Genomic DNA, 25248 nt, shown 5'->3' with positions numbered 1-25248 from the left:
GACTCCAGGGTCGCGTTTTTTATGGTGATTTATTCTATTGGAACAAATCGTCTGTCGGCGCATCGATGAATAGGTTGTTTTCATCTTGGCTTTCACTGATATATTCCTTAGGTTCAGTGCCCGAGATAAAGTATTCAAATGCGCTAGTGTAGTCAGTCTTACGAGTCAACTTGCCGGTCGCCAGATCGATCCGCACCGAGACAATCCCTTCTGGCGGAATCGCTGTGGTTTCGGGTACGCCCTTCAGCACGTTATTCATAAACTCGTTCCAGCCTGGGCCTGCGGTCTTAGCGCCCGCCTCAGTACCCGTGATTTGATCCTTCTCACCGTTGGAGTTCCATGCGGTTCTGCCTAACTGACGACCATGGTCATCAAACCCAACCCAGAAGGTGCTGGTCAGTGTCGGACCAAAACCACTGAACCAAGTATCGCGTGATTCGTTGGTTGTGCCCGTTTTACCTGCAATATCATGACGCTTGATTAACTGCGCAGCACGCCAAGCTGTACCTTGCCAGCCAGTGCCTTTACTCCAATCGCCACCACCCCAGATCACGCTCTTCAGCGCTTCGGTGATCAGGAATGCCGTTTGTTCAGAGATAATTTGCGGAGCATAACGGCCAGTTTGCTCGAAGCAATGGGCAACAGGTTCATCGGTTTGAGTGGTTGGCTCACCAAAACTCATTGGATCGCTGCTAGGCTGCACAGAGCTGATGTTAGGCTTACAGGCCAAAGTCGGATTTGCCTTCTCAATCACATTACCGAAGGAGTCTTCTACTCGTTCGATATAGTAAGGTTCAACCAAGAAGCCACCGTTCGCGAACACGTTGAAAGCGGTTGCTACTTGCAACGGGGTGACGGAAGGAGAACCTAAGGCTAACGACTCGTTACGAGGTAAGTCGTTAGGATCAAAGCCAAACTTAGTCAACTCGGCGATGGCTGCATCTAAACCAATATGGCGCATGGCGCGAACTGACATCACGTTGATCGATTGCGCTAAGCCCACACGCAGACGTGTTGGACCGCCATAGATATCGGGCGAGTTTTTAGGACGCCACGCAGTACCTTGGCTAATATCGGGTTTGTTAATCGGTGCGTTGTTAATCAGAGTCGCGAGGGTAAAGCCTTTCTCTAATGCCGCAGCATAGATGAAAGGTTTAATATTCGAACCTAATTGGCGTTTCGCTTGCGTCACGCGGTTGTATTGGCTTTGGCTGAAGCTATAGCCACCCACTAAGGTTCGGATAGCACCATTTGTAGGATCGAGTGCAACAGTGGCACTGGCCACTTCTGGCACTTGCGATAATTGTAAGTACTGACCGTTATCGCGGATCCAAATGCGCTCACCGACTTTTAGCATATCCGAAGCCGATTTTGGCACCGAGCCTTGGCGTTTATCGGTGATAAATTTACGCGCCCATTTTAGGCCATCCCACTTAATGACTTTGGTTTCGCCCTTGGCGGTTAACACGCTAGCTTGCTGACCATCGATGTTTAATACCGCAGCAGGCTGCAACTCTTGCACTGGCGTAATTTTTGCGAGCTCGGCTTTGATTTGTGCATCGTCCGGCTTAGCGTCGGTCCAGAGAACCGCCGCAGGACCACGGTAACCATGGCGCTCATCATAGGCATAGACGTTATTACGTAATGCTTGCTGTGCTAGCAGTTGCTGCTCTGATGAAATCGTGGTGTAGACGTTGTAGCCATTGGTATAAGCTTCTTCTTCACCGTATTTTTGCACCATGTAATCCCGAGCCATTTCAGAGATATATGGGGCGTAGAGGTCGATTTCAGCGCCATGGTATTTGGCGACGAGCGGCTCTTGCACTGCAGCTTGGTATTCAGCCTTGCTGATGTAACCCACTTCGTTCATCCGCATCAATACCACGTTGCGGCGAGCGAGTGCACGTGAAGGGGAGGTGATAGGGTTTAGCGTCGACGGTGCTTTAGGCAAACCCGCGATCATGCTCATTTCGGAAAGCGTCAGATCTTGAACGTTTTTACCAAAATACACTTGAGCGGCCGCGCCGACACCATAGGCTCTCTGACCTAAATAAATACGGTTAACGTAGAGCTCTAAAATCTCATCTTTAGTTAACAATTGCTCGATGTGGTAGGAAATAAAAATTTCCTTCACTTTACGAATAATGGTCTTGTCGCGGGTCAGGAAGAAGTTACGCGCCACCTGCATGGTGATCGTACTCGCACCTTGCTTCTTTTCGCCTGTGGTGAGCATGACGATTGCGGCACGCATTACCCCAACAGGATCGATGCCGCCATGCTCATAAAAGCGTGCATCCTCGGTGGCGAGGAAGGCTTGCAGCAGCGGTTTAGGCACTTCTTCGAGTTTCAGCGGAATACGGCGCTTCTCACCAAACTGAGAGATGAGCTTGCCATCGCTACTGTAAATGCGCAAAGGTGTTTGTAATTGCACATTTTTTAGTGTCGATACATCCGGCAGATCCGGCAAAACATAAAAGTATGCTGCAACAATGGCGCCCACGCCCAAAAGGGCTAGACTGAATAGAGCTATAACAATACGTTTTAACCACTTCACCTAAATTGATCCTAATGTTCAGTTAAGTGCGACAGTATATAAGGCGCGCACGTTTGGGTGAAGCAAAAACGTGACGTCCCTAAAATGGCGTTTGTAAAATCTTGAAACATTCTATACAAATACGTATAACGGGTTGATTTTGTGCTAATCTCTTTTACTACTGAATACAAATAATAAAGTGACAACGGACTATGCTTTCAAATTTATGGAAGCGTCAGGCTCCGCAAATGGTCGGGATTGATATTGGTTCCCATGAAGTAAAGGCTATTCTGCTGAGTAAGACTGCTGATGGATATAAAATACTAAGTCATGCAGCGGTTCCCGTAAAAAAGGGGGCTATTAACGATCATGATATTCGTGATGCCGATGCCGTTGTTGAATGTCTCAAACAGATTAAGCGTATTTTGCCTAAGTCGGTTAAATATGCAGCGGTTGCGGTCTCAGGTTCTGCGGTGATGACTAAGGTTATCTACATGGATGCCTCGCTGAGCGAGGAGGAAATGGAAGCGCAAATTGAGATTGAAGCCGATAACCTGATCCCATACTCCCTCGATGAAGTTAGCATTGATTTTGAAACCTTAAATGTCAACAGCACCGATCCTTCTAAGGTTGATGTGCTGCTTAGCGCGTGCCGCACTGACAATATTGATGCAAGAGTCGATGCGCTCGATGAAGTCGAGCTCGAAACCAAAGTTGTTGATGTGGAAGGTTATGCTCTGGGCAGAGCCGTTGAGTTGGTGCTAGGACAGTTACCCGAAGGCGCTCGGCAGAAGGCGGTGGCCATGGTCGATATTGGCGCCAACATGACGACCTTCAGTGTGGTGGAGTCGGGCGAAACGACCTTTATTCGTGAGCAAGCCTTTGGCGGTGAGTTATTTACTCAGTCGATTCTGTCTTTTTATGGCATGTCCTACGAACAAGCTGAGAAAGCCAAAATTGAAGGCGATTTACCACGTAATTATATGTTCGAAGTGCTATCTCCCTTCCAAACGCAATTACTGCAACAAATTAAACGAACCCTGCAAATTTATTGTACGTCGAGTGGTAAAGATAAAGTCGATTATCTCGTATTATGCGGTGGAACATCTAAACTGGAAGGCATGGCTAACTTATTAACGAATGAGTTAGGCGTCCACACGATTATTGCTGATCCTTTCCAAGGGTGTCTGCACGCGGATGAATCCGTTAAAAATATACTGCAACCTAGCATTAGCAAATATATGGTTGCTTGTGGCTTAGCGCTGAGGAGCTACGGTCAATGGCGAACATAAACCTGCTTCCTTGGCGTGAAGAAGCAAGAGAAAAGCAGAAGCGCGATTATATTGGAATATTAGCGGCGGTATTTTTAGGCTCAGCAGTTTTAGTCTATGTTGCCTTGTCTTTACTCGACATGATGACCGATGAACAGCGCGGACGGAATGCTTATTTACAGTCCGAAATTCAACAACTCGATGCGCAAATCGCCGAGATTAAAAAGATCACCGAGCGTAAAAAAGATATTGAGCGTCGTACCGAGATCATTTTGAACCTTCAGCAATCCCGTAATTTGCCGACACACGTATTAGATGAGCTGGTGCGTATCGTGCCGCCCGGAATATATCTATCTAGTCTAGAGAAAAAAGGCAGTTTATTACTGATTGAAGGCCGCAGTGAATCGAACAACAACGTGGCCAACATGATGCGTAAGGTGAAGGCATCCGAATGGTTAACCGATCCCAATATGCAATCTATCGTGTCTCAAGATGATGAGCTAAGACAATTACAACGCTTTAGCTTAAGAGTGAGTATTAAAGGTGCCATGGCTGATGAGCCTATTAAAACGGCAAAAGGAGCGAGTAAATGAAGCTCGATCTAAGTCAGTTTAATGATATCGATTTTGAGAACATCGGCGGTTGGCCAAATCAAGTTAAAGTATTTTTCGCTGTGCTATTGGCGCTTTGCGTTTTCGCTGCGGGTTATTTTCTCGTGGTTTCGGATGCTATCGATGTGTATAACGCGGAGCAAACAAAGGAAGAGCAGCTGAGAGAAGATTTTAAAACCAAATATCAGCTTGCCGCTAACCTTAAATTGTACCGTGAACAGTTAGCTGTGATGGAGGAGCAATTTGCCGAGCTACTCAAAATGCTGCCCTCTGAGAATGAAATGCCAGGGCTGCTCGATGACTTAACTTTTGTGGCCACTGACGCCGGATTACGGATTAATAGCTTGAATTGGGAACCTGAAATTCAACGGGATTTCTATATTGAGTTCCCGATAAAAATGTCTGTCACAGGTGATTATCACCAAATCGGCAATATGGTCAGCGGCGTGGCTAAACTGCCTCGTATTGTCAGCTTGCACGATTTTACGATAAAGCGTGACGAGAGCGGTAATCTGGCCATGGATATCTTGGCCAAAACCTATCGCTTTAAAGAGGGAGCAGAATTACCTCCCGAAAATGCAGCCAATAACAAGGGGAAGAAATAATGAAACTCTTACCTCTGTTAGCATTAAGTCTTTTTTTAATGGGTTGTGTTGGCGATCGTAGTGATTTAGAGCTATTTGTTACTACTACCAAGGCACAGCATGTGGCGCATATTCCACCCTTAAAAGAGCCACCTAAGTTTGAGCATTTTGCGTATCAAGCCGAATTAATGCGTAGCCCTTTTGTCCCACCTTCTCGAGAGTTAACGGAAGAAGTGGTTGATACCAGCAAAAACTGCTTACAGCCGGATTTAAAACGTCGTAAAGGCCGTTTAGAAACCTATGCTTTAGACAATCTAAAAATGCGCGGCACCTTAAGCGAAGGAAATTCGATTTGGGCGCTTATTGAGACCAATGATGGCAGTGTATATCGGATGGGCGTAGGTGAATATCTTGGATTGTTTAATGGACATATAGCGAAAGTGACTTCTCAAAATGTGGAAGTTGTAGAATTAATTCCGGATGGTTCTGGTTGTTGGTCTGAACGTACAAACAACATCGAACTTTCTGGAAAATAACAAGCGAAGGATGAGGGAATAATGAAATCTTCTGCCGCGATAAAAATCCCGTTATCGTTTTTATCTTCAGGCTTAGCCAAGTCTGTTATTGGGATCGCATTAGTATTTGGATTTTTGCCATCGAGTTTTGCGGCAAATAGGTTGATGGATGTCAAATACCATGCTCTTGTCGATCATCAATTAGAAGTCGAGTTAGTATTTGAGGGGGCGATTAGCGCACCCACAATTGACTCTAATGCTTCTCCTGCTCAGTTGGTATTAACCTTCGATGACAGTATTTCAGGCCTGTCTAAGGATCGTCTGCCGATTAACCAAGTCGGTGTGAAGGACATAGTGACGGCGCAGCAAGATACCCATTTAATGGTGACGTTGGGTTTATCTAAGGTTAAGCCATATCAAGGTAGTGTCGTTGGTAATTCTTATCGTTTAACGATTAACGATGAAGTTGCAGGCTCACAAGCTGCTAATAATCCGTTCGTTAATAGCGTTAAAAATATCGATTTTCGTCGCAATGCAAATGGCGGTGGTGATTTATTAGTCTATTTAAATAATCGCTCGGTTGCCGCGAACGTTGAACAAATTGGTGCCAAGCTTGAGGTTCAGCTTTACAACACAGATATTAACAGTGACTTGTTATATGTGATGGACGTGCAGGATTTCTCCACACCGGTAAAGCATTTTGAAACTTTTAAGGACGATTTAACGACTCGGATTTTAGTCGATGTCTCGGGTAACTATGAGTTCAATTACAAACAGGAAGACAATCTCTTTAGGCTCTCAATTAACAAAGTAGAGCGCGCTGCGGCGACCAAAGAGGTAAAGAAATATAACGGTAAAACCCTGAAGGATCCCCTCATAAATCAGCCATAGCATAGCCATATTTGAGCAACTGATTGGCGAATAATACCCAGGCCGCCAGCAATTCTTTCTCCGTGATTTGATAATCAGGCCGCCTGAGTACCTCCAATCCCAAGCGAATCGTTGAGAGTACCGTTCGATGCCCAATGGTATTGGCCTGAAAATGCTTATCCCAGCCCTGTTGCTGTGCGTGTAAACCAACTAGCCACAACAGGCATTGAACCATCAACGCTATCAGTAGGATGATGTCGAATCGCTCTGGACTGTTGGTACGACTTTGGCGTAAGCCAAAGCCGTATGCCGGGCTTTTGAGGTCACGAAAGGTTTCCTCTATTTGCATACGTTTGGCGTACAGGTTTACCAGCTGCTTTGGGCTCCGAGATTCTGGTGGTAAATTGCTGGCTAACACCCAAGGCTCTTTCGCCGATGTTGAGTACGTTTTTGCCGATGGATGGTGGCAATTAGTCCTCGTTGAACGCTGATTTGTACGCCCCTTAGGTTTGCTACGATAAAGCGTGAGATGGCAATTGATAGGGTTAGTTTTGGTCAAGGTCTTACAACCCAGGCTCTTCGCTTGACCGTTGGCCAAGTCATGTGTACTGCGAACTGCACGCCAATTTTCAGCGCCAATATCTGCAAATTGAACTGTACCGCGAATACGGCTTAGCCAAAACCAACCATGCGCCTCAACCTCTTTGTACCAAGGCACTTTGAACCCCGCGTCAGTCACGATGAGAGGGGTAACATGCAAAGGTAAAATCTTGGCTAAGTCCGCTAAAAAACCGTTGTGGGAGGCCTTAGAGCATTGTTCTGATAGGGGATAGGACTTCTCATACAGGGTAATAGAGCGGCCATTGAAGGCTATTGAGGCGCGCAGAGCCATGATGCGTTTATGCTCTCGGATGTCTGACCAATCGACGAGCACAATCGGCATAGGGTTACCAGAACAGATGAGGCGGGCATGCCATTGGTAGACAGCTAACCGTTCTTGATGCAGATGCGTGTTGCCGAGCAAACGATCAATGCGCTTGATGTTGTGCTTGGTTCGGGCCGTGGTTGGTAAATTTCGACCTAACTCAGTCAAGGTCAGTGTCTTACATTCAATCAGTGCCTTAGAGGCCAGCATCAAGCTGTTTAATCGTTTTAGGTGAAGTTCTGGGCAGTATTGGTGTAAAGAATGTTGTAGGATATTGGCTTCGCGCATCTTGTTGTCCAAGTGTAGTTTTTAGCGAAACCATTTGATCATGCAACAAGATGCGCTTCCACTCTAATTTGATGATTTATTTGTAAATCATCAGGGGATTCTTCAGGGTAAAACCCTTTCGTTAAATTTCCAGAATATTTCAGTCCGTACTGTGCTGCAGATTATTGCCGACTACAACAACTTCAACTTAGTCACCAGTGACACGGTTGAGGGTGATATCACCTTAAGACTCGATGATGTGCCTTGGGATCAAGCATTGGATTTGATCCTGCAAACCAAAGGACTCGATAAGCGGATCGAAGGTAATATTTTGATGGTGGCGCCAAGTGAAGAACTGGCGATTCGCGAAAGCCAAAACCTCAAGAATAAGCAGGAAGTAAAAGAGCTTGCGCCACTCTACTCTGAGTATTTGCAAATCAATTATGCCAAGGCGACTGATATCGCCGAGTTACTCAAAGGGGCAGATTCTAGTTTATTGTCGCCACGTGGTTCAGTGGCCGTCGATGAGCGTACCAACACAGTGTTAGTGAAAGATACCGCTGAAATCATCGAGAATATCCATCGTTTGGTTGAAGTGCTCGATATTCCTATCCGCCAAGTGTTGATTGAATCTCGCATGGTCACTGTAAAAGACGACGTGTCTGAAGATTTAGGTATCCGTTGGGGCGTGACTGATCAGCAGGGTAGCAAAGGGACGTCAGGAACCCTTGAAGGCGCAGGCAGCATTGCCAATGGTACTGTGCCAACACTGGATAACCGTTTGAACGTGAATTTACCTGCGGCGGTGACAAACCCTACCAGCATTGCTTTCCATGTGGCAAAGCTTGCCGATGGCACCATCTTAGATTTAGAGCTGAGTGCGCTTGAGCAGGAAAACAAAGGTGAGATTATCGCGAGCCCTCGCATTACCACCTCTAACCAAAAAGCGGCGTATATCGAGCAGGGTGTGGAAATCCCTTATGTACAATCCACTTCCAGTGGCGCGACGTCGGTGACCTTTAAGAAGGCGGTATTGTCATTAAGAGTGACACCACAAATTACCCCTGATAACCGCGTGATTCTGGATCTTGAAATCACTCAAGACTCTCAGGGTAAAACGGTGGATACTCCCACAGGTCCGGCAGTCGCTATCGATACTCAACGTATTGGTACGCAAGTGTTAGTGGATAATGGGGAAACCATTGTACTCGGTGGTATTTATCAGCAGAATTTAATCAGCCGCGTGAGCAAGGTGCCTATCTTGGGTGACATTCCTTTAGTTGGCTTCTTATTCCGTAACACTACTGACAAGAATGAGCGCCAAGAGCTGTTGATTTTCGTGACGCCTAAAATTGTGAACGAGAAGCTCTAATCGTTTGTTACGAGTCGAATAAAGCCAGCATACATTGCTGGCTTTATTGTGTCTGAAATACAATTCTTATCATAAATAGCGTGCATCACTTGCCAGACTAGACATGAAACTGAGATAATCCTCGGTCAAGTCTCATTAGAGCAAGGTAACATACAGTAGGTCGGCTTGTTCATGAGTCGACATAGGCATACTTTTCATTAAGATTCAGACGTACAAGAAATGGCTGAAAAACGTAATATTTTTCTGGTAGGCCCAATGGGCGCAGGTAAAAGCACAATTGGTCGCCATCTGGCGCAAATGCTGCATTTAGAATTCCACGATTCAGATCAAGAGATTGAGCAACGCACAGGCGCCGATATTGCTTGGGTGTTTGACGTTGAAGGCGAAGAAGGTTTCCGCCGTCGCGAAGCTCAGGTTATTGCTGATCTGTCTGAAAAACAAGGTATTGTCCTTGCCACTGGCGGTGGTTCAGTTCAGAGCAAAGATATCCGTAATCATTTATCTGCTCGCGGTATCGTGGTGTATCTCGAAACCACTATCGACAAACAGGTTGCGCGCACTCAAAGAGACAAGCGTCGCCCATTACTGCAAGTAGATGATCCGCGAGAAGTATTAGAAAACCTCGCAGAAATCCGTAACCCTCTGTACGAAGAAATTGCTGATGTGATCGTTAAGACCGACGATCAAAGTGCAAAGGTTGTTGCGAATCAAATCATTGAGCAATTAGGTTTCTAGGCAGAATGACAAAACAAATTCAGGTTGATTTAGGTGAACGTAGTTATCCCATTTATATTGGCCAGAGTTTGATGAGTGATGGCGAGACATTGTCTCGCTACCTGCTGAAAAAACGTATCCTTATCGTCACCAATGAAACTGTCGCGCCCTTGTATCTTAAGCAGATCCAAGACACGATGGCTTCGTTTGGTGAGGTAACCAGCGTCATCCTTCCTGATGGCGAACTATTCAAAGATTTAACCTATTTAGATTCCATTTTTACGGCTTTGCTGCAACGCAATTATGGCCGTGATTCAGTGCTGGTGGCTCTCGGTGGTGGAGTTATTGGTGACATGACGGGTTTTGCCGCAGCCTGTTACCAACGTGGGGTCGATTTTATTCAAATTCCTACCACGCTGTTATCACAAGTAGATTCCTCTGTTGGTGGGAAAACCGCAGTTAATCATCCGCTTGGCAAAAATATGATCGGGGCTTTTTATCAGCCACAGATCGTCATTATCGATACTGAATGCTTACAGACCTTGCCCGCGCGTGAATTCGCTGCGGGGATGGCAGAAGTCATTAAGTATGGCATCATGTGGGATGCTGAGTTTTTTCAATGGCTTGAGAACAATGTCCAGGCATTGAAAAGTCTAGATACTCAAGCTTTGGTCTATGCGATTTCTCGCTGCTGTGAGATTAAAGCCGATGTCGTGAGCCAGGATGAGACCGAGCAGGGCGTCCGCGCGCTATTAAACCTTGGGCATACCTTTGGGCATGCGATTGAAGCCGAGATGGGCTATGGTAACTGGCTGCATGGTGAGGCGGTTGCGGCTGGCACAGTCCTTGCTGCACAAACAGCTAAGTCCATGGGATTGATTGATGAGTCAATTGTTCGTCGTATTGTGCAATTGTTCCACGCTTTCGAGCTGCCTGTAACAGCGCCGGAATCGATGGATTTCGACAGTTTTATTAAACATATGCGTCGCGATAAGAAAGTCTTAGGTGGTCAGATCCGGCTGGTACTCCCGACGGCCATTGGTCGAGCTGATGTCTTTAGCCAAGTTCCGGAATCTACCCTAGAACAGGTTATCTGCTGCGCATAAACCTTGTGTGGTGGATGAGTGACGTTTCAGGGGCAAGTCTTGCTTCCTTCACAGGAAGCCCTCGTAGAAAGATTGCATCATGTGGCCAGTTATAGCGACCAGCTACTGGTGCTTGTGGGTGCGCACGGTTCGGGGAAGACGACACTACTCACGGCGCTAGCCACAGATTTTGATGAGTCGAATGCCGCGTTAGTCATTTGTCCTATGCATGCCGACAATGCTGAAATTCGTCGCAAGATTTTAGTGCAATTGGTGTCATCCCCGATTTTTGATGACGAAATCTCCCTCGCTGAAACCATACTGCGTGTCGCGTCGAAACAAAGTAAGCCGCTGCACATCATTATCGATGATGCTCATTTACTCTCTAAAGAATTGTGGGCCGAGTGCATCATACTCAATCAAGTGCAATGCGCGGGTCAGCGCATCGCCGTGACGTTAGCGGTACCGCCTACATTTTTAGCCGACTTACTCCCTCAGCTGCCAGAGTCGTTAAGACGACAAATTCTGCCAGTCAGCATTGATCCCTTAAGCCTGCCGGAGCGCGAGGCGCTGTATCAAACCTTGCTGCGATATAGTGACCAAAATCCGTTTACGCCAAGGGATATAGTGCGTGCTCAGCTCGAGAAGCAAACGGGCACTCCTCAGGAGGTGGTGTCCTTGCTGGAGCTGGCTCTACATGGTCAGGGTGAGAAAAAATCAGTATGGACACAATACAAAGTCGCGCTAATTGGGCTCGCCAGTGTGCTGATTTCCATAGTAATTTGGCTTGGTCTGGCTAAACCCTTTTCCAGTGAGCCAATTCCTGAGATCGTGACTTATCCTGCTGTGGATTCCGCAGAGTTTCTTGCCCATGGCAAACAGATACTAGCGCCGTATTTTAGGCAGCGATCCGAGTCGTTAGCGCAGGCATTATTAGCGGAAGCGGTGGAACAAGCGGACCCATTGGCTAAGTTCCATGGGGAAGAGCCTCAAGTGGAAGGAGAGACTGGCATAGCGCCACCAGTCGATGAAGCGACAAGTAAGGGCGACAGAACCGTCACCGAGGTTGATGAGGCAGAGCCTGCGCCAGCTCCTACAGAGCACGCGAAAGGTGACTCAGCTGCTCAGGTGGTGCATGCAACTCCTGAGCCTGCATCACTCGTATCGGTGCGGCCGAAAACCGGCTATGCGATCCAAATTGCGACCGTCTCCCAGCGTGAAACTGTACAGTCACTCCTTAAGAAACTGCATAATGTGCCAGAGGTGCGAGTCGCCAAGTACAAACAGTTTTGGGTGGTGTTAGTAGGGCAGTTTAACAACAGTCAATCGGCACAGCAGGCGGCCGCAGAATTGGTCAAAGAGTATCATCTTAGCCAACCCCTGATAAAAAAATGGGCAGAACTCGGCGGTTATCAACTACAAGAAACGCGCTCAAGCGGTGAAATTTCAGAATAAACAGAGTACAATCATGGCCTTTATTTTTGTCGGCATTCATCAAGTTAAATGATCAAAAAACATAGAGCCTTCCTGAAATGGGCCGGCGGAAAATTTAAATTGGTGGATGAGCTCGCGAACTACTTACCGACAGGTGAGCGTTTAGTTGAGCCCTTTGTCGGCGCAGGTTCAGTCTTTTTAAATACTGACTATCCCAGCTATTTACTCTGCGACATCAATCAAGATCTGATTAATCTCTACAACATAGTGAAAGAAAGGCCTGTCGAATACATTGAGGCGGCCAGGAAGCTATTCGTCGATGAGATGAATCAAAAGGATGCCTACTACCGCGTGCGTACAGACTTTAATAAATCCCGCGATCCTTTTTTGCGCTCGGTTTATTTTTTGTACTTGAATCGCCATGGTTTTAATGGCCTTTGCCGTTATAACCGCAAAGGGGGCTTTAATGTGCCCTTTGGCTCCTACAAGAAACCGTATTTCCCTGAGAAGGAAATTCTAGCCTTTTCAAAGAAAGCTCAGCGTGCCGAGTTTAAGTGCATCGGCTATGAAAAAGCCTTCGAGCAAATCCGTACTGGCGATGTGATCTATTGCGATCCACCCTATGCGCCACTCTCGACCACTGCGAGTTTTACCACCTATGTCGGTGCGGGTTTTAGCCTAGATGATCAGGCGCTGCTGGCGCGTTATTCGCGCCATATGGCGTTAGAGCAACGCATTCCTGTCGTGATCAGTAACCATGATATTCCGCTGACACGTGAGTTGTATCGCGGAGCCCACCTTGCCAAGATCCAAGTGCAGCGCAACATTAGCCAAAATGGCAGTGGTCGTAACAAAGTCGACGAGCTGATTGCGTTGTACGATGAGAATTATGATCCGCAGGATGATTGATACTGGGTTGTGTAGTATCGAGTGGCTTAACCAACAACTTGGCTAACAAGTAGAATCAGGCTGGCGACTAAGGCAATTGCTAACACTATCCCCATCAATATGTACGGTAATGGTGAGTTGGTCTGGAAGTCTTTTTGACGATTTCTATCTGACTGCACCCCAAAGAAGGCGGCTATTGTACTGTGAAAGACTTGCCAGATCCGGCTGAGCATCAATAGGACTGTTGTGAATTAGCGGGCTTTAGGTCATCGATAGGTTTGTCTTGATGACCATGGAGTAATTCAAGCAAGTCGACAAAATGGAACTGGCTAGAGCGATTTTTGCCAGTGAGCCAAGTCTTCCAACTTAAGGTTTGCGCCTGTTCGGCACAGCGGTTATTTGGATGGCTGCTAGGTAAGCTGTTGTTGTAACGAGTATCGCTACTACAAGCACAGGCGGAGGTATCGTTACTCGCGGTGAGTTTTTCCACGCCAAAGGCTAAGGAGGCGACTACCACTGCGGTAAATGCCAACATCATCGATGACTTAAAGGTCACCGAGCCTAAAATGTGTGAAAACTGTGTTAACCGCCCCTTCATGATACTTCCTTTGCAACCACTAAATGATCCACGATAGCGACCCGAGTATAACAAACTCGCTTAGTTTATGAACAATAATTTATCAATCTTCACTAAAATCTTTCTAACGATTCAGCATCTCCTTGAGTTTACCGTACGTTATGAGTGCGCCAATAGCGCCTCTATTGGGTTTCAATCGCGATAAATGTGGCATTTGCTATAGAGGCATGACCTAGCTAAGGGTAAAATAAGGCACTTTTTGTTCAATAGCAGCGAGTGTCCTATGCGCCCATTTTTAATTGCTCCATCGATTTTATCCGCCGATTTCGCCCGTTTAGGGGATGACGTTAAAGCCGTGTTAGATGCAGGGGCTGACGTAGTGCATTTTGATGTGATGGATAACCACTATGTGCCCAACTTAACCATTGGCCCTATGGTGTGCAAAGCGTTACGCGACTATGGCATTACGGCCGATATCGATGTGCATTTAATGGTTAAGCCTGTTGATCGTATCGTGCCTGATTTTGCCAAGGCGGGTGCGTCTATTATTACTTTCCATCCCGAGGCCTCTGAGCATATCGACCGCACTCTGCAACTGATTAAAGAATCGGGCTGTAAAGCGGGTTTAGTGTTTAACCCAGCAACACCGCTGCACTATCTTGACCATGTAATGGATAAGCTAGATGTGATTCTGCTGATGTCGGTCAACCCAGGTTTTGGCGGCCAATCCTTTATTCCTTCGACTTTAGATAAATTACGTCAAGTGCGTGAGCGTATCGATGCCAGTGGTTTCGATATTCGCTTAGAGGTCGATGGTGGCGTTAAAGTGGATAACATTGCCGAAATCGCCGCCGCAGGCGCCGATATGTTTGTCGCCGGCTCTGCCATTTTCGGTAAGCCTGACTATAAGGCCGTCGTCGATGAGATGCGCGCCGAGCTAGCGAAAGTTGAGGTCAAATAATGCGGGAACAGATTAAAGCGATTGCCTTTGATCTCGACGGCACACTGATTGACAGTGTGCCCGATCTTGCGGTCGCGACTCAGGCGGCACTCGCCGAATTAGGTTTAGCAAGGTGTACCGAGGCACAGGTGAGAACTTGGGTGGGCAATGGCGCTGAAATGCTGATGCGCCGCGCCATGAGCCACGCTTTAGGCACAGCTGTTGAGCAAACGGTATTGGATGCGGCTATGCCCATCTTTATGCATCACTATCAAGAAAACCTTGAGAAGCACAGTGCACTCTATGCCGATGTGCACCAAGTGCTGCAAATCCTGTTTGATGCAGGATTTAAGCTGGCGGTGGTGACCAATAAGCCCTATCGCTTTACCTTGCCTTTGCTTGAAGCCTTTAAGATTAATGACTTCTTTAGCCTAGTGCTTGGCGGTGATTCGCTGGCGAAGATGAAACCCGATCCATTACCGCTCGAGCATCTATTAGCCGAATGGCAACTCGATAAAAGTGAGTTGTTGATGGTAGGTGATTCTAAAAATGACATTTTAGCGGCGAAAGCGGCGGGTGTTGCATCAATCGGCTTGACCTATGGCTACAACTACGGTGAAGATATTGGGCTCACTGGCCCTGACGCTGTATGCGAGCAGTTTGTCGAGATCCTGCGCTGGCTAAATCTCGCTCAGCCAGTTTAATCGAATCTTTTTATCTTTATTTGGAGCAATGACGTAATGACCAAACCCATAGTACTCAGCGGTGCACAGCCGTCCGGCGAATTAACCATAGGTAACTACATGGGTGCATTGCGTCAATGGGTTGCCATGCAAGATAGCCACGACTGCCTATATTGCGTGGTGGATTTGCATGCCATTACCGTGCGCCAAGATCCTCAAGCATTGCGTGAAGCCTGTTTAGATACGCTTGCACTGTATTTAGCCTGCGGTGTCGATCCAAAGAAGAGCACAGTGTTTATCCAATCCCAAGTGCCACAGCATACCCAGTTGGGTTGGGCGTTAAATTGCTACACCCAAATGGGTGAATTGAGCCGTATGACGCAGTTTAAGGATAAGTCACAAAAGCACGCCAACAATATTAACGTCGGTTTGTTTGGTTATCCTGTACTGATGGCGGCGGATATTCTGCTGTATCAAGCAAATGAAATCCCCGTTGGCCAAGATCAGAAACAACATCTTGAATTAACTCGTGATATCGCCACTCGCTTTAACAACGCGTACGGCGAGACGTTTACCATTCCTGAGCCTTTTATCCCTGAGCATGGCGCTAAGGTGATGTCGCTTCAGGATCCGCTGAAGAAGATGTCTAAGTCGGACGACAACCGTAACAACGTGATTGGCCTGCTTGAAGATCCAAAAGCGGTCATGAAAAAGCTGAAAAAAGCCATGACCGACAGTGATGAGCCGCCAGTCGTGCGTTTCGATATGGAAAACAAGCCAGGCGTATCTAACCTGCTGAGCTTAATGTCGGGTATCACGGGGCAAAGCATTGCCAGCCTTGAAGCTGAGTTTGAAGGCAAGATGTATGGTCACTTAAAAGGTGCCGCGGGTGAGGCGGTAGTGGGCATGTTAGAGCCGCTGCAAGAGCGATACCGTGCGCTGCGTGCCGACCGTGCTTACCTCGACCAAGTGATGAAAGCTGGCGCTGAAAATGCCCAGGCTCGCGCCGAAGTGACGCTTAAAAAGGTGTACGAGAAGATCGGTTTGTTAGTGTAATTTGCCCTAAAAAGTCCATTATACAACACTCGATTAAGCCGACCTATTCCTAGGTCGGCTTTTTTATATCTGTTATTCATTGCTCTGCTTGATACAGAGCTAATACCAATCGTATTAAATATCTGTTCATTCAGCGGGAGTTAAACGGGCTTTAGGCAAGGCGAAGGCTTGAAGGCATAGTGGCGCTCTGTCGAAAGCCTTAAACCGACATTCCGCACCTGATTTAGGAATAAATTTGCCGATAGCGTTCACCTAACACGTCGAGAATGATCTGCTGGTCGGCCGTTAGCCCCGTGACCTGAGGTGGCGCCTCTCCTAACTGGTACTCGTGTACCCCGCCAAAGCGTAAAAAGATCCAGCGCGCAGTTGGTTTTTGCGTGGGTTTCTTTTTCATGTCCGCCACACTGCGATTCTGCTCTACTAAGCCCTGCCGGATACGGTGCTCCAGCGCCGCATAAATCATCAGGCTACAGGTCATCACCATCAGTAATGCTTCGATACGTTCTGGTTTTTTAAGATACAACGACGAGGTTAAAAATTCGGGACTTTTCAGAAAGCGAAACCCACGCTCGACGTTCTGCTGGGCTTTATAGATTGCCAACAGCTCAGCCATGGTGAGCGTTTCACTGTGATCATTGGTCGCGAGGATGAACACCCCAGTCTGGTTGCGTGCCTCTGCTACCCGCGCCAAGCTACTTGCGGCTAACCCCTTGATGTGAAATTGGTAGCTCACCGGCACTTCACCCTTTTGCGGCCTTCCGCGCCCAGCATAGAGAGGTTCACTCACGACCTCTGCTTCCAGTTGCAGCAGATTTAAGTTGGCTGCAAAACGGGCTAATTCAGCCTGCGCATCGGCCTCGCAGGCAAAACGCTGAGCACATAATTTGCCAAAGGCTTTCAGCTCACGCGTGCTGTCTTTCAGTAGGTTTTTGGCTAATGTTTGCTGCTCACGGTGGCTAGCCTGTTCGCTGCGCACCAGCAACCAACGCTGCGCGACGTCGGCATAATTGGCGCTTTGCCAACAGCCATGATAGCCATTGCCCAGCGCAACCAGCGACTGGGTGCCAATGGTTGCCACGGCTCGCTTGGCCTCATTGAGGGTGACAGGCACACGAGTCACGAACAACTGTTGCTGTTGTGCCAGTAGTTGCAAGGTGTCGGTGCAATACAGCGCCGCATCGCCGACCAGATAACGACTCTCCTGCGCGGCCTTGAGACTGCTCAAGTGGCGCCGTACGGTCTGGGCAAAGGCCTTGGTATCATTACTATTGCCACTCAAGGCTTGCATATAAATGGGCAGGCCGGCTTGATTTTCGCAGATAAGTTCCAGGATAACCTGGTTTAGCTCTGGCCGGTGGTCGCGGCTGTAGCCCCGTACCAATTGCAACTTACCGAGCTGTTCGCCATCGACTTGGTCATAGGCACCATCGACGTGGAAACTGGTGATATCGAGGTGTACTGCGGTACTTTTGAGCTCCAATCGCTCGACGACCTGTTCCGCCATCACCTGATAAAGCGTGCTGACATCGGCCTCAAAGAGGGCATCAAGGCAGCGGCCGAGCACGTCATCATTTAGGTCATCGGCACAGATCCCAGGGCCAATCAGACGCTCTACAGGCTTGTTGGCAAAGAATTGCGGGAACATGTGCAAGGTGGAGCTATGAAAGCCAAGACCATTCAGAATCATCGCCACCAAGGCTTCACCATGTGAAACTTTGTAGGGCGGCGTTTTGGGGAGCACCGCATCAATCATGCGAGCAATGCCGAGTTCTTGGCAGAGTGCAGCGACCAAACCAAGGTGGTCGAGGTTACGAATAGCGATAGCGGGAGTGGCCATAATGATCTACCTGCAAAAAGTAGTAATAGATCAGAATGGCCGATCGCCGTCAAGTTTTTTTAAATCGAAAATTAGGTGCGGAATGACGGCTTAAACGCAGTATAAAGCCCGTTCAACCACGCCCTTCGGGAGCCTCACAGGCATCTCACTCCCGTGTTACATTGACTTAAAAGGGAATAACCATTTCTTCGTCAATGCGCCTTGGATTGAGATGCCTGTGAGGCTCTGAACTGATTAGATATTTAATGTGATTGGTATAAGCGTTTAGGCTTGGGATTTCAGCCAGGAGGAAAAGGCTGCGATGGCAGGCTCCGTGAGACGGCGTTGCTTACAGATAAAACTAAACTCAAAGCCCGTATGAACATCGGGCAGATTAACCGCAACCAGTCTGCCGGTGCTGATATCACCTGCCACCATAAAATCGGGGGCGAGGGCAAGGCCTTGGCCTGCAATTGCCGCCTCAATCGCCATTACGATATGGCTAAAAATATGTTGCTGCTCGTTATTCAGCGGGATCTGGTGGGCCGATGACCATTTATGCCAATCGAGCCCTAGCGGCCCCTCATCCACAATCAACAGTGCCTGTTGTTGAAAATTGCTTAAGTTAATATCACGCCACTTGGGGTAAAAACTCGGGCTACACACTGGGATGAGCCGTTCCTTATGCAGTAGCTGCTGCCAATAGCCCCGTTGATTGAGTTTGCCCGCGATAAAAATATCGGCCGTGCTGGTGCTGAGATCGGGGTCTTGGGTGATCATCTCGAGGCGAATTTTAACGCTGGGATATTGGCGTCTAAAATCCGCTAATCTCGGGATCAACCATTTCACCGCAAAAGAGCTGTACACCGCCAAACAGAGTTGTTGGTTTGGGGTGTCGCGGATCTTGAGATTAAGATCGCTTAACTCATTAAAAATCCTTTCTAACTCAATAAATAAGCTTTGGCCTTTAGGCGTGAGTTGCAATTTTCGTCCCTGACGGTCGAAAAGCTGCTCGCCAAAATATTCCTCTAATACACGCACTTGATGTGAAACCGCGCTTTGGGTAATGCAAAGTTCGGCGGCAGCCTTGGAAAAATGCTGTTGTCTAGCGGCGGTCTCGAAGACTTGTAGCGCGCGTAATGGAGGAAGCTTTCTCATGATTTTCAATGCCTAAAAAATTTAGTATGAATTTAATTCATCTAGCATGAGAAAGCATCATTTCAGCTTAAGTTTTGTGGGGATTATCATGCCAGCATCGAGATTTGCGGATGGTAAAAAATGCAGCGCCCTGTAGTTATCGGTTTGATTTTATTGATAGTGGGTAATCTATTTAGTGCTTTTTACGATGTATCGATCAAATGGCTGCCAGAAGATGCAAATGCGGCCACTTTTCTACTCGTGAGACAAATCACCTCAGTATTGATGTTAATCCCCATTTGGTTGTACTCGCAGCGACCCAAGACGGAACATATTTCGGTCCACCTTTGGCGTGCCAACATAGGCTCGGTTGGCGCGCTTTTTTTAATTATTGGCCTAATGGCTTTGCCGCTCGCGACGGTCAGCTCCCTGTTTTACTCGGCGCCGTTGATGATTATTCTGATGGGCTATTGGTTTTTAAAGGAGCGGATCACTACAGAACAAGTGGTATGCACATTACTTGGGTTTGTCGGGATCTTAATTATCCTCAGACCGAGTGAGATGAACTGGTTTGGGTTGGCTGTGTTATTTTCGGCGTTTACCTTTGCCGTCAACCAGTTGACCCTGAAAAAAGTCCCAAATACTGAACATCCAGTATTAACCTTGATGCTGTATAACCTGCTGGGTATTCCTGCGACCTTAATCATCGCGGCCTTTCAAGGACTTGAGGGGCTGAGCTGGGGATTGTTAGCCGTAGCACTACTCAGTAATGCTTTTTTGCTGATTTATCACTGGTTCTGCGTGCTGGCCTATCGTCGCGCGCAGGCGAGCGATATTGCGATTGCCGAATATACTGGCCTGTTATTTATCGTCTTTTTGGGCTGGCTGTTATTCGATGAATGGTTAGATAGCCTAAGTTGGCTGGGTGCCGCGCTGATCGTGTTGCCGTCACTGTTTTTACCTTGGATTGGCATGTGGATGGCCAAGTCACCCAAGGTAATGGATAACATCCAAGTAAAAGCGTTAGGACTGGAAGCGGTAGAAGGCGAGCCTAAACCCTAAGAGCTTAGGCTCAATCGGTTATTCGATGTATTCGAATACTTTAACGACTTTACGCACACCGGCGGTGTTACGCGCGATATCGACGGCCATATCGGCTTGAGAACGGTGAATGAGTCCGAGTAGGAAGACTTCACCGTTTTCAGTGATGACCTTAATACGGGTGACATCCAACTCTTTCTCGTTGAGCATGCGTCCCTTCACTTTCGTCGTCACCCAAGTGTCATTGCTACGGGTGGTGAAAGAGGTTGGGTTACCGATGCGGATCTGGTTGTGGATCTTTCCGCCAAGCTTAAGATCTTGTACGACCTTAATCGCCTTATCCCTCAGCATTGAGTTGGGTGCTTGGCCAATCATCAGCACATTACCGTTAACCGAAACACCCGTGATATTCGTTTGTTTCTTCAGATCTTCATGCTCTAGCAGGGCACTGGTGATCTTAAAATCGGTATTGGTATCGTCGAGCTGAGTCTTCACCGAACGCTCATCGTTGGCCATCATGGCGCCACTGACTGCGCCCACCATAACGGCACCGGCGCAACCTTGCAGCAGCATGCAAACCATTAACAGTGGGGCAGCATATCTCATTGCTGTTCGTCCTGCGGGAAGAGCGTGCGATCGATATTGTCACAGAGACAGTGGATAACCAGTAAATGCACTTCTTGAATACGTGCCGTCACGTTAGAAGGGACACGGATTTCCACGTCACCCACGCTCAGTAATCCCGCCATCGCGCCACCGTCTTTACCGGTTAAGGCAACGATAGTCATATCGCGGCTCAGGGCGGCTTCCATGGCTTTAATCACGTTGCCTGAGTTACCGCTGGTGGAAATCGCCAGCAGAATGTCACCTGGTTGACCTAAGGCTAAGATTTGTTTTGAGAAAATCTCATCATAGCTGTAGTCGTTGGCAATCGCCGTGATGGTTGAAGTGTCGGTTGACAGCGCAATCGCGGGCAATGGTGGACGTTCAATTTCGTAGCGGTTTAATAGCTCGGCCGAGAAATGCTGAGCATCACCGGCACTGCCACCGTTACCGCAGGCAAGAATTTTATTGCCGCCCAAAAGACATTGCACCATCATCTCGGCCGCTTTGGCGATGGATTCTGGCAGTGCTTCGGCTGCATCGATTTTGGTCTGGATAGATTCAGTAAAGCTGTCTTTAATGCGTTCTAACATGGATACATCCTTTCAGGATAAAGTGTGGCTATGATGCCATATTTCCACGATGGAGTTGAGGCATAAGCGTTAAAAATTATTCGATTAGCTGAGTCGAAGGCCTCGTTTAAAAGGCATCGACTAGCCAGTGGATTTGCGCGTCCTCGATGGCGACAACGTCGAATCGGCACGGCACATCCAGTTTATGCGTCTGTAAATAGTGGCTGGCCGCCATGCGGATCCTGCCGATTTGTGCTTTGCTAAGTGCTTGTATTGCGCCGCCAAATTGATTTGCTGAGCGATATTTTACTTCAACAAATACCCAGTGGTGTTTATGGCGCATGACGAGGTCTATTTCACCAAAGGGATAGCGGACATTGCGCTCGACAAAGGTTAAACCTTGCTGTTCTAGGTAACCTTGAGCGAGCGACTCTGCCTGCTGTCCGAGTGTCATAGTTGACGGAAACTGCCTCTTTGATAGCGTCCCCAGCTTAATTGGCGGTTAATCACGCCGTCTGGATTGACGGATAACACGCCGCTACGTCCATTGAACTGGTAACCTGTGAATGAGCGCATCTGCGCCAGTTTGCTGATCAAATCCATAGCATCATAACCCATCACGAACAGGCGTTTTTGGCCGTTATTCCAGCCCGACCATAGTGTGTTAACCATCAGGTTTTCTTCACTGTTTTGCATTAGCCAAGGTGCATCGCTCATGGTCAGGTTATTTAAATCCTGCGCCGTTTGGCTCGATTCGTTGTCGATGCGGCTGCGGCTTGAGGTGTACAGCGGCACTGGCTGAGTAAAGACGCTGAAGTTCACATCGATAAAGGCCTTGAGCAAGGTTAAATCCTGCGGCGTCGAGATCATATAAATCGCATCGATATCTTGGCGTGAGCGAAAATCGGCCTGTACCGAATTACCGAGTAGCTCCTTGATCCGCGCGATACGTGCTTGGCTATCACGGACACCGAGTGCATCCTGCACTGTGGTTTTCATCTTGTCGCCACCATCGTAGTAATAGACTTCGATAGGGGTATCGCTTTTCTTTTTCCAAGCTTGGATAAAGCTTTCTGCCATACGCTTACCGATGGCGTCGTTGCTGGCGAGCAGCAATGGCATAGTCACGCCATCTTGATACATGCGCGTTGCGGCATCGGCTGCTTCTTGGGCTGGTGATAGTGCAAAGTAGAACTTATTGATATCGGGCACAAACTTATCAGTTTGATTCAAAAATAGCTGCGGGATGGGTGCTATCGGATCCGTAGGTGTTGCGGGAGCTGTGCCCGATGGCGTGCTGGTCGCAGGGGCTGTGTTGTTTAGTGCCAGTAATTGATCGATTTCATTTGGCAGTAAGGGGCCAATAATAAACTCAGCACCCGCATTCACCGCTTGCTGATAGGCGGCGACGGCATCATTGGCGGTATCGTAAAAATTTACCGCAACCTGTTCATTGGGTTTGGCTAAATAGCTGGCCAAAATCCCTTGGCGAATCGCATTGGCCGCGCTAGCGCGTTGACCTGTGAGCGGTAACAGGACGGCGATATTCTTCGGCATGAATGGCTTGGCATTAAGCGCCCGATCCAAATCGGTCGGCAATTTGGCTGCCGCAGGATGATAAGGATTCTGCTTTTGCCAGTCGCCTAAGTAACGAACCAGTTGATTAGGGTCGACCGCATAATGTTTGGCGATATAGGCGAGCTGCAACCAACCAGCAAATACTGGGTTGTTGGCATCGCGGATAAAGGTTTGCAGGGTTTGCTCATGCATTGGCTGCAATACTTGCCAGATCTGGTTATTGACTTCACTCGCCTCGGCGGGCGGTAAATAGGTAGTCAATAAACTCAACTCGCGCACTTGCTCGATAGGTTGCTTATTCAACTGGAATAAATGCGCTCTAAATTGATGATATGCGGCCATTTGCCAGCCGGGTAACACCCAAGTGCTTGGATAGCTCAGGGTCTTGAGCGCCTCGACATAGGTCGATGTGTGCTCTAATACCCGCGCCGTCAGGTATTTATGCTCGGCCACCAGAGTTGGGGTTTGGGTCAGACTTGGCTGCATCGACTTCAGCAGTTTCTGCGCTGCCGCATAGTCATTGGCATTGATATAGGCATGCGCCGCCAGCAGCAGGTTAGTGTCGCGCTGCTGCGGATCTTTGCTATTCGCGGCCTGTGCTAAATACACATTGGGCGCCAATGGTGCAGAGGCTAAAGAGGTGGCCACTGTGGGGGCAGTACCGGTTGAGCTGGGCGCTTGGCTGCCGCAACCCGCCAACACTGCGGATAAAATGGCCACGGAAACGAACTTAGTTGTATTCAGGCTTTTTAACACTGGGCTTCACTCTGGTAAGATGCTGCCTCTAGTTTAACCTTCTCTTGCGCTTGACGAAAGTCTTGGCACTGTCATTACCGAGGTATATATGGACCAAAGCGTCGCACTCTACATTGTTCCCACTCCCATTGGTAACTTGGGGGACATGAGCCCACGTGCTATCGAAGTGCTCACTCAGGTCGCATTGATTGCCTGTGAAGATACGCGCCACAGTGGCAAGTTATTGAGTCATTTTGGTATTTCTACCAAAACGATCGCGTTGCATGACCATAACGAGCGCGCCCGCGCCCAATGGATTGTGGAGCAGTTAGCCGCAGGGCAATCGATTGCGCTGATTTCCGATGCGGGCACACCGCTGATTTCTGACCCCGGCTATCACTTAGTTTCCCATGTGCGCCAGTCGGGTTTTAGAGTGATCCCATTGCCCGGCCCTTGCGCGGCGATTACCGCATTAAGTGCATCGGGTTTACCGTCGGATCGTTTCTCCTTCGAAGGCTTCTTACCTTCTAAAGAGAAGGCGCGCGCCGATAAGCTGCTCGAGCTTAAGGAAGACTCTCGCACGTTAATTTTTTATGAATCACCGCACCGCATCGAGCATAGCCTGACGACCATGGTCGAAGTGTTAGGCGGCGAGAGGCAAGTGGTGATGGCGCGGGAAGTGACTAAAACCTTCGAGACCTTCCTCTCTGGCCCTGTTGCCGAGGTGCTCACCACGGTCAGCAGCGATCCTAACCAGCAAAAAGGCGAGATAGTGCTGATGGTGCATGGTCATCGCGCCGCGGAGGATGATGACGCCATTCCGACTGTCGCCATCAACACCTTGAAATTACTCTGTGAAGAATTGCCCCTCAAAAAGGCCGCCGCCATTGCCGCGCAAATTCACGGTCTTAAAAAGAATGCCCTGTATAAGTTCGGTTTAGAGTCGGATTTATAAGCGGATCTTTGAGATAGGCGCACATGGGCGGGATTAACAGTGGTACGCGCAGATTGCTTAGGCTATAATCCGCGCCGAGTTGGCCAGACAGTCGCTGCGCTCGCAAGAGCGGGGAGGAAAGTCCGGGCTTCAAAGAGCGGGGTGCCAGGTAACGCCTGGGCGGTGCGAACCGACGACAAGTGCAACAGAGAGGAGACCGCCATCATAGCTTCGGCTAAGGTGGTAAGGGTGAAAGGGTGCGGTAAGAGCGCACCGTGCGGCTAGCAATAGTCCGTAGCAATGTAAACTCCACCCGAAGCAAGACCAAATAGGGTTCCGTATGGCGTGGCTCGCGTTGGAACCGGGTAGGTCGCTTGAGCCTGCGAGCGATTGCAGGCCTAGATGAATGACTGTCCAAGACAGGACCCGGCTTATCGGCCAACTCACCAAATCACACTAAGACGCTGTTTTTGTGTTGTTTTTGATTTTATTTGAAACCGCTGAGAC

General features: G+C 48.3%; 23 protein-coding genes, 1 other RNA gene and 2 pseudogenes. 16 read left to right on the top strand and 10 right to left on the bottom strand.

Features of this window, described 5'->3' with window-relative positions; translation table 11 throughout:
- Positions 1–34 precede the first annotated feature (34 nt).
- Complete coding sequence (locus tag N5E87_RS19860; RefSeq protein WP_279775789.1) at positions 35–2554, bottom strand: PBP1A family penicillin-binding protein; 2520 nt, start codon at positions 2552–2554, stop codon at positions 35–37.
- Positions 2555–2745: 191 nt separating this feature from the next.
- On the opposite strand from N5E87_RS19860, the gene N5E87_RS19855 reads away from it, so the two are divergent.
- From N5E87_RS19855 to N5E87_RS19835, 5 genes and pseudogenes are all read left to right on the top strand, one after another.
- Positions 2746–3825, top strand: a complete 1080-nt coding sequence (locus tag N5E87_RS19855; protein ID WP_086904088.1) for a pilus assembly protein PilM — start codon at positions 2746–2748, stop codon at positions 3823–3825.
- Positions 3813–4397, top strand: a complete 585-nt coding sequence (locus tag N5E87_RS19850) for a PilN domain-containing protein (protein WP_086904089.1) — start codon at positions 3813–3815, stop codon at positions 4395–4397. The genes N5E87_RS19855 and N5E87_RS19850 overlap by 13 nt, the downstream gene beginning before the upstream one ends.
- Entirely contained in the window at positions 4394–5020 is a 627-nt protein-coding gene (locus N5E87_RS19845; RefSeq protein WP_086904090.1) for a type 4a pilus biogenesis protein PilO, read from the top strand. Before N5E87_RS19850 ends, N5E87_RS19845 begins: the two co-directional genes overlap by 4 nt.
- Positions 5020–5535 carry a pilus assembly protein PilP gene (locus tag N5E87_RS19840; RefSeq protein WP_011718625.1) on the top strand — a complete coding sequence of 172 codons (516 nt, stop codon included), beginning with the start codon at positions 5020–5022 and terminating at the stop codon, positions 5533–5535. Before N5E87_RS19845 ends, N5E87_RS19840 begins: the two co-directional genes overlap by 1 nt.
- 21 nt (positions 5536–5556) lie before the next feature.
- Positions 5557–6378, top strand: a pseudogene (locus N5E87_RS19835) (AMIN domain-containing protein); the annotation flags it as partial.
- Between the two features lie 10 nt (positions 6379–6388).
- Here the strand turns inward: N5E87_RS19835 and N5E87_RS19830 are convergent.
- Positions 6389–7597: an IS4-like element IS10A family transposase gene (locus N5E87_RS19830; RefSeq protein WP_088585397.1), complete on the bottom strand. Its 1209-nt coding sequence runs from the start codon at positions 7595–7597 to the stop codon at positions 6389–6391.
- A gap of 106 nt (positions 7598–7703) precedes the next feature.
- Between N5E87_RS19830 and N5E87_RS19825 the strand changes: the two are divergent.
- From N5E87_RS19825 to N5E87_RS19805, 5 genes and pseudogenes are all read left to right on the top strand, one after another.
- Positions 7704–8948, top strand: a pseudogene (locus tag N5E87_RS19825) (type IV pilus secretin PilQ family protein); the annotation flags it as partial.
- A 219-nt stretch (positions 8949–9167) separates the two neighbouring features.
- Positions 9168–9683: a shikimate kinase AroK gene (gene aroK, locus N5E87_RS19820; protein ID WP_011718623.1), complete on the top strand. Its 516-nt coding sequence runs from the start codon at positions 9168–9170 to the stop codon at positions 9681–9683.
- A 5-nt stretch (positions 9684–9688) separates the two neighbouring features.
- Complete coding sequence (gene aroB / locus N5E87_RS19815; protein WP_086904092.1) at positions 9689–10768, top strand: 3-dehydroquinate synthase; 1080 nt, start codon at positions 9689–9691, stop codon at positions 10766–10768.
- A gap of 18 nt (positions 10769–10786) precedes the next feature.
- On the top strand, positions 10787–12202 hold the full coding sequence (locus N5E87_RS19810; protein ID WP_279770632.1) for an AAA family ATPase: 1416 nt from the start codon (positions 10787–10789) through the stop codon (positions 12200–12202).
- Positions 12203–12250: 48 nt separating this feature from the next.
- The gene (locus N5E87_RS19805; protein ID WP_279770631.1) at positions 12251–13090 is read left to right on the top strand and encodes a Dam family site-specific DNA-(adenine-N6)-methyltransferase; all 840 of its coding nucleotides are present in this window, start codon (positions 12251–12253) and stop codon (positions 13088–13090) included.
- A gap of 26 nt (positions 13091–13116) precedes the next feature.
- Here the strand turns inward: N5E87_RS19805 and N5E87_RS19800 are convergent, their stop codons facing one another.
- Both N5E87_RS19800 and N5E87_RS19795 read right to left on the bottom strand, forming a co-directional pair.
- Positions 13117–13302 (bottom strand): DUF2970 domain-containing protein, encoded by a 186-nt coding sequence (locus N5E87_RS19800; RefSeq protein WP_011624416.1) that lies wholly within the window; start codon positions 13300–13302, stop codon positions 13117–13119.
- Positions 13302–13667 (bottom strand): hypothetical protein, encoded by a 366-nt coding sequence (locus N5E87_RS19795; RefSeq protein ID WP_011624415.1) that lies wholly within the window; start codon positions 13665–13667, stop codon positions 13302–13304. The genes N5E87_RS19800 and N5E87_RS19795 overlap by 1 nt, the downstream gene beginning before the upstream one ends.
- Positions 13668–13929: 262 nt before the next feature.
- Here N5E87_RS19795 and rpe point away from each other — a divergent pair, with 262 nt between their 5' ends.
- Genes rpe through trpS form a run of 3 tightly spaced genes read left to right on the top strand, consistent with a single transcriptional unit; the run spans position 13930 to position 16325 of the window.
- Positions 13930–14607, top strand: coding sequence for a ribulose-phosphate 3-epimerase (rpe, locus tag N5E87_RS19790; protein ID WP_011624821.1), 678 nt, complete (start codon positions 13930–13932; stop codon positions 14605–14607).
- Positions 14607–15290 carry a phosphoglycolate phosphatase gene (locus tag N5E87_RS19785; RefSeq protein WP_279775788.1) on the top strand — a complete coding sequence of 228 codons (684 nt, stop codon included), beginning with the start codon at positions 14607–14609 and terminating at the stop codon, positions 15288–15290. Before rpe ends, N5E87_RS19785 begins: the two co-directional genes overlap by 1 nt.
- A gap of 36 nt (positions 15291–15326) precedes the next feature.
- Positions 15327–16325: a tryptophan--tRNA ligase gene (gene trpS / locus N5E87_RS19780; RefSeq protein ID WP_011624823.1), complete on the top strand. Its 999-nt coding sequence runs from the start codon at positions 15327–15329 to the stop codon at positions 16323–16325.
- Positions 16326–16548: 223 nt separating this feature from the next.
- Here trpS and N5E87_RS19775 read toward each other — a convergent pair whose 3' ends face one another.
- Entirely contained in the window at positions 16549–18162 is a 1614-nt protein-coding gene (locus N5E87_RS19775; protein ID WP_218558478.1) for an IS1634 family transposase, read from the bottom strand.
- Between the two features lie 264 nt (positions 18163–18426).
- A complete protein-coding gene (locus tag N5E87_RS19770) occupies positions 18427–19299 on the bottom strand; it encodes a LysR substrate-binding domain-containing protein (protein WP_011624411.1) in 873 nt (290 codons plus the stop codon).
- A 120-nt stretch (positions 19300–19419) separates the two neighbouring features.
- Between N5E87_RS19770 and N5E87_RS19765 the strand changes: the two genes are divergently transcribed.
- The gene (locus N5E87_RS19765) at positions 19420–20340 is read left to right on the top strand and encodes a DMT family transporter (RefSeq protein WP_279775787.1); all 921 of its coding nucleotides are present in this window, start codon (positions 19420–19422) and stop codon (positions 20338–20340) included.
- 18 nt (positions 20341–20358) lie between these two features.
- Here N5E87_RS19765 and dolP read toward each other — a convergent pair whose 3' ends face one another.
- The 4 genes from dolP to N5E87_RS19745 all read right to left on the bottom strand — a co-directional run bounded on the left by dolP (position 20359) and on the right by N5E87_RS19745 (position 23828).
- The gene (gene dolP, locus N5E87_RS19760) at positions 20359–20925 is read right to left on the bottom strand and encodes a division/outer membrane stress-associated lipid-binding lipoprotein (RefSeq protein ID WP_011624409.1); all 567 of its coding nucleotides are present in this window, start codon (positions 20923–20925) and stop codon (positions 20359–20361) included.
- Entirely contained in the window at positions 20922–21515 is a 594-nt protein-coding gene (locus N5E87_RS19755; RefSeq protein WP_011070670.1) for a phosphoheptose isomerase, read from the bottom strand. The genes dolP and N5E87_RS19755 overlap by 4 nt, the downstream gene beginning before the upstream one ends.
- Before the next feature lie 106 nt (positions 21516–21621).
- A complete protein-coding gene (locus tag N5E87_RS19750; protein WP_023266395.1) occupies positions 21622–21948 on the bottom strand; it encodes a YraN family protein in 327 nt (108 codons plus the stop codon).
- Entirely contained in the window at positions 21945–23828 is a 1884-nt protein-coding gene (locus N5E87_RS19745) for a penicillin-binding protein activator (RefSeq protein ID WP_279775785.1), read from the bottom strand. The genes N5E87_RS19750 and N5E87_RS19745 overlap by 4 nt, the downstream gene beginning before the upstream one ends.
- Positions 23829–23916: 88 nt before the next feature.
- Here N5E87_RS19745 and rsmI point away from each other — a divergent pair, with 88 nt between their 5' ends.
- Both rsmI and rnpB read left to right on the top strand, forming a co-directional pair.
- Entirely contained in the window at positions 23917–24762 is an 846-nt protein-coding gene (gene rsmI, locus N5E87_RS19740; protein WP_279775784.1) for a 16S rRNA (cytidine(1402)-2'-O)-methyltransferase, read from the top strand.
- 75 nt (positions 24763–24837) lie between these two features.
- An RNA gene (gene rnpB / locus N5E87_RS19735) (RNase P RNA component class A) lies at positions 24838–25191 on the top strand.
- The last annotated feature ends 57 nt before the right edge of the window (positions 25192–25248 follow it).

Origin of the sequence: Shewanella sp. GD03713, assembly GCF_029843705.1 — a bacterium.
GTDB lineage: Bacteria > Pseudomonadota > Gammaproteobacteria > Enterobacterales > Shewanellaceae > Shewanella.
The sequence above is the reverse complement of the archived record's forward strand: the minus strand, read 5'-3'. Positions and strand labels throughout refer to the sequence as shown.

Bases quoted from the DNA above. Each gene is read 5' to 3' on its own strand.
- N5E87_RS19855 (WP_086904088.1), top strand. From the start codon at position 2,746: ATGCTTTCAAATTTATGGAAGCGTCAGGCTCCGCAAATGGTCGGGATT.
- N5E87_RS19850 (WP_086904089.1), top strand. From the start codon at position 3,813: ATGGCGAACATAAACCTGCTTCCTTGGCGTGAAGAAGCAAGAGAAAAG.
- N5E87_RS19845 (WP_086904090.1), top strand. From the start codon at position 4,394: ATGAAGCTCGATCTAAGTCAGTTTAATGATATCGATTTTGAGAACATC.
- N5E87_RS19840 (WP_011718625.1), top strand. From the start codon at position 5,020: ATGAAACTCTTACCTCTGTTAGCATTAAGTCTTTTTTTAATGGGTTGT.
- N5E87_RS19830 (WP_088585397.1), bottom strand. From the start codon at position 7,597: ATGCGCGAAGCCAATATCCTACAACATTCTTTACACCAATACTGCCCA.
- aroK (WP_011718623.1), top strand. From the start codon at position 9,168: ATGGCTGAAAAACGTAATATTTTTCTGGTAGGCCCAATGGGCGCAGGT.
- aroB (WP_086904092.1), top strand. From the start codon at position 9,689: ATGACAAAACAAATTCAGGTTGATTTAGGTGAACGTAGTTATCCCATT.
- N5E87_RS19805 (WP_279770631.1), top strand. From the start codon at position 12,251: ATGATCAAAAAACATAGAGCCTTCCTGAAATGGGCCGGCGGAAAATTT.
- N5E87_RS19800 (WP_011624416.1), bottom strand. From the start codon at position 13,302: ATGCTCAGCCGGATCTGGCAAGTCTTTCACAGTACAATAGCCGCCTTC.
- N5E87_RS19795 (WP_011624415.1), bottom strand. From the start codon at position 13,667: ATGAAGGGGCGGTTAACACAGTTTTCACACATTTTAGGCTCGGTGACC.
- rpe (WP_011624821.1), top strand. From the start codon at position 13,930: ATGCGCCCATTTTTAATTGCTCCATCGATTTTATCCGCCGATTTCGCC.
- N5E87_RS19785 (WP_279775788.1), top strand. From the start codon at position 14,607: ATGCGGGAACAGATTAAAGCGATTGCCTTTGATCTCGACGGCACACTG.
- trpS (WP_011624823.1), top strand. From the start codon at position 15,327: ATGACCAAACCCATAGTACTCAGCGGTGCACAGCCGTCCGGCGAATTA.
- N5E87_RS19775 (WP_218558478.1), bottom strand. From the start codon at position 18,162: ATGGCCACTCCCGCTATCGCTATTCGTAACCTCGACCACCTTGGTTTG.
- N5E87_RS19770 (WP_011624411.1), bottom strand. From the start codon at position 19,299: ATGAGAAAGCTTCCTCCATTACGCGCGCTACAAGTCTTCGAGACCGCC.
- N5E87_RS19765 (WP_279775787.1), top strand. From the start codon at position 19,420: ATGCAGCGCCCTGTAGTTATCGGTTTGATTTTATTGATAGTGGGTAAT.
- dolP (WP_011624409.1), bottom strand. From the start codon at position 20,925: ATGAGATATGCTGCCCCACTGTTAATGGTTTGCATGCTGCTGCAAGGT.
- N5E87_RS19755 (WP_011070670.1), bottom strand. From the start codon at position 21,515: ATGTTAGAACGCATTAAAGACAGCTTTACTGAATCTATCCAGACCAAA.
- N5E87_RS19750 (WP_023266395.1), bottom strand. From the start codon at position 21,948: ATGACACTCGGACAGCAGGCAGAGTCGCTCGCTCAAGGTTACCTAGAA.
- rsmI (WP_279775784.1), top strand. From the start codon at position 23,917: ATGGACCAAAGCGTCGCACTCTACATTGTTCCCACTCCCATTGGTAAC.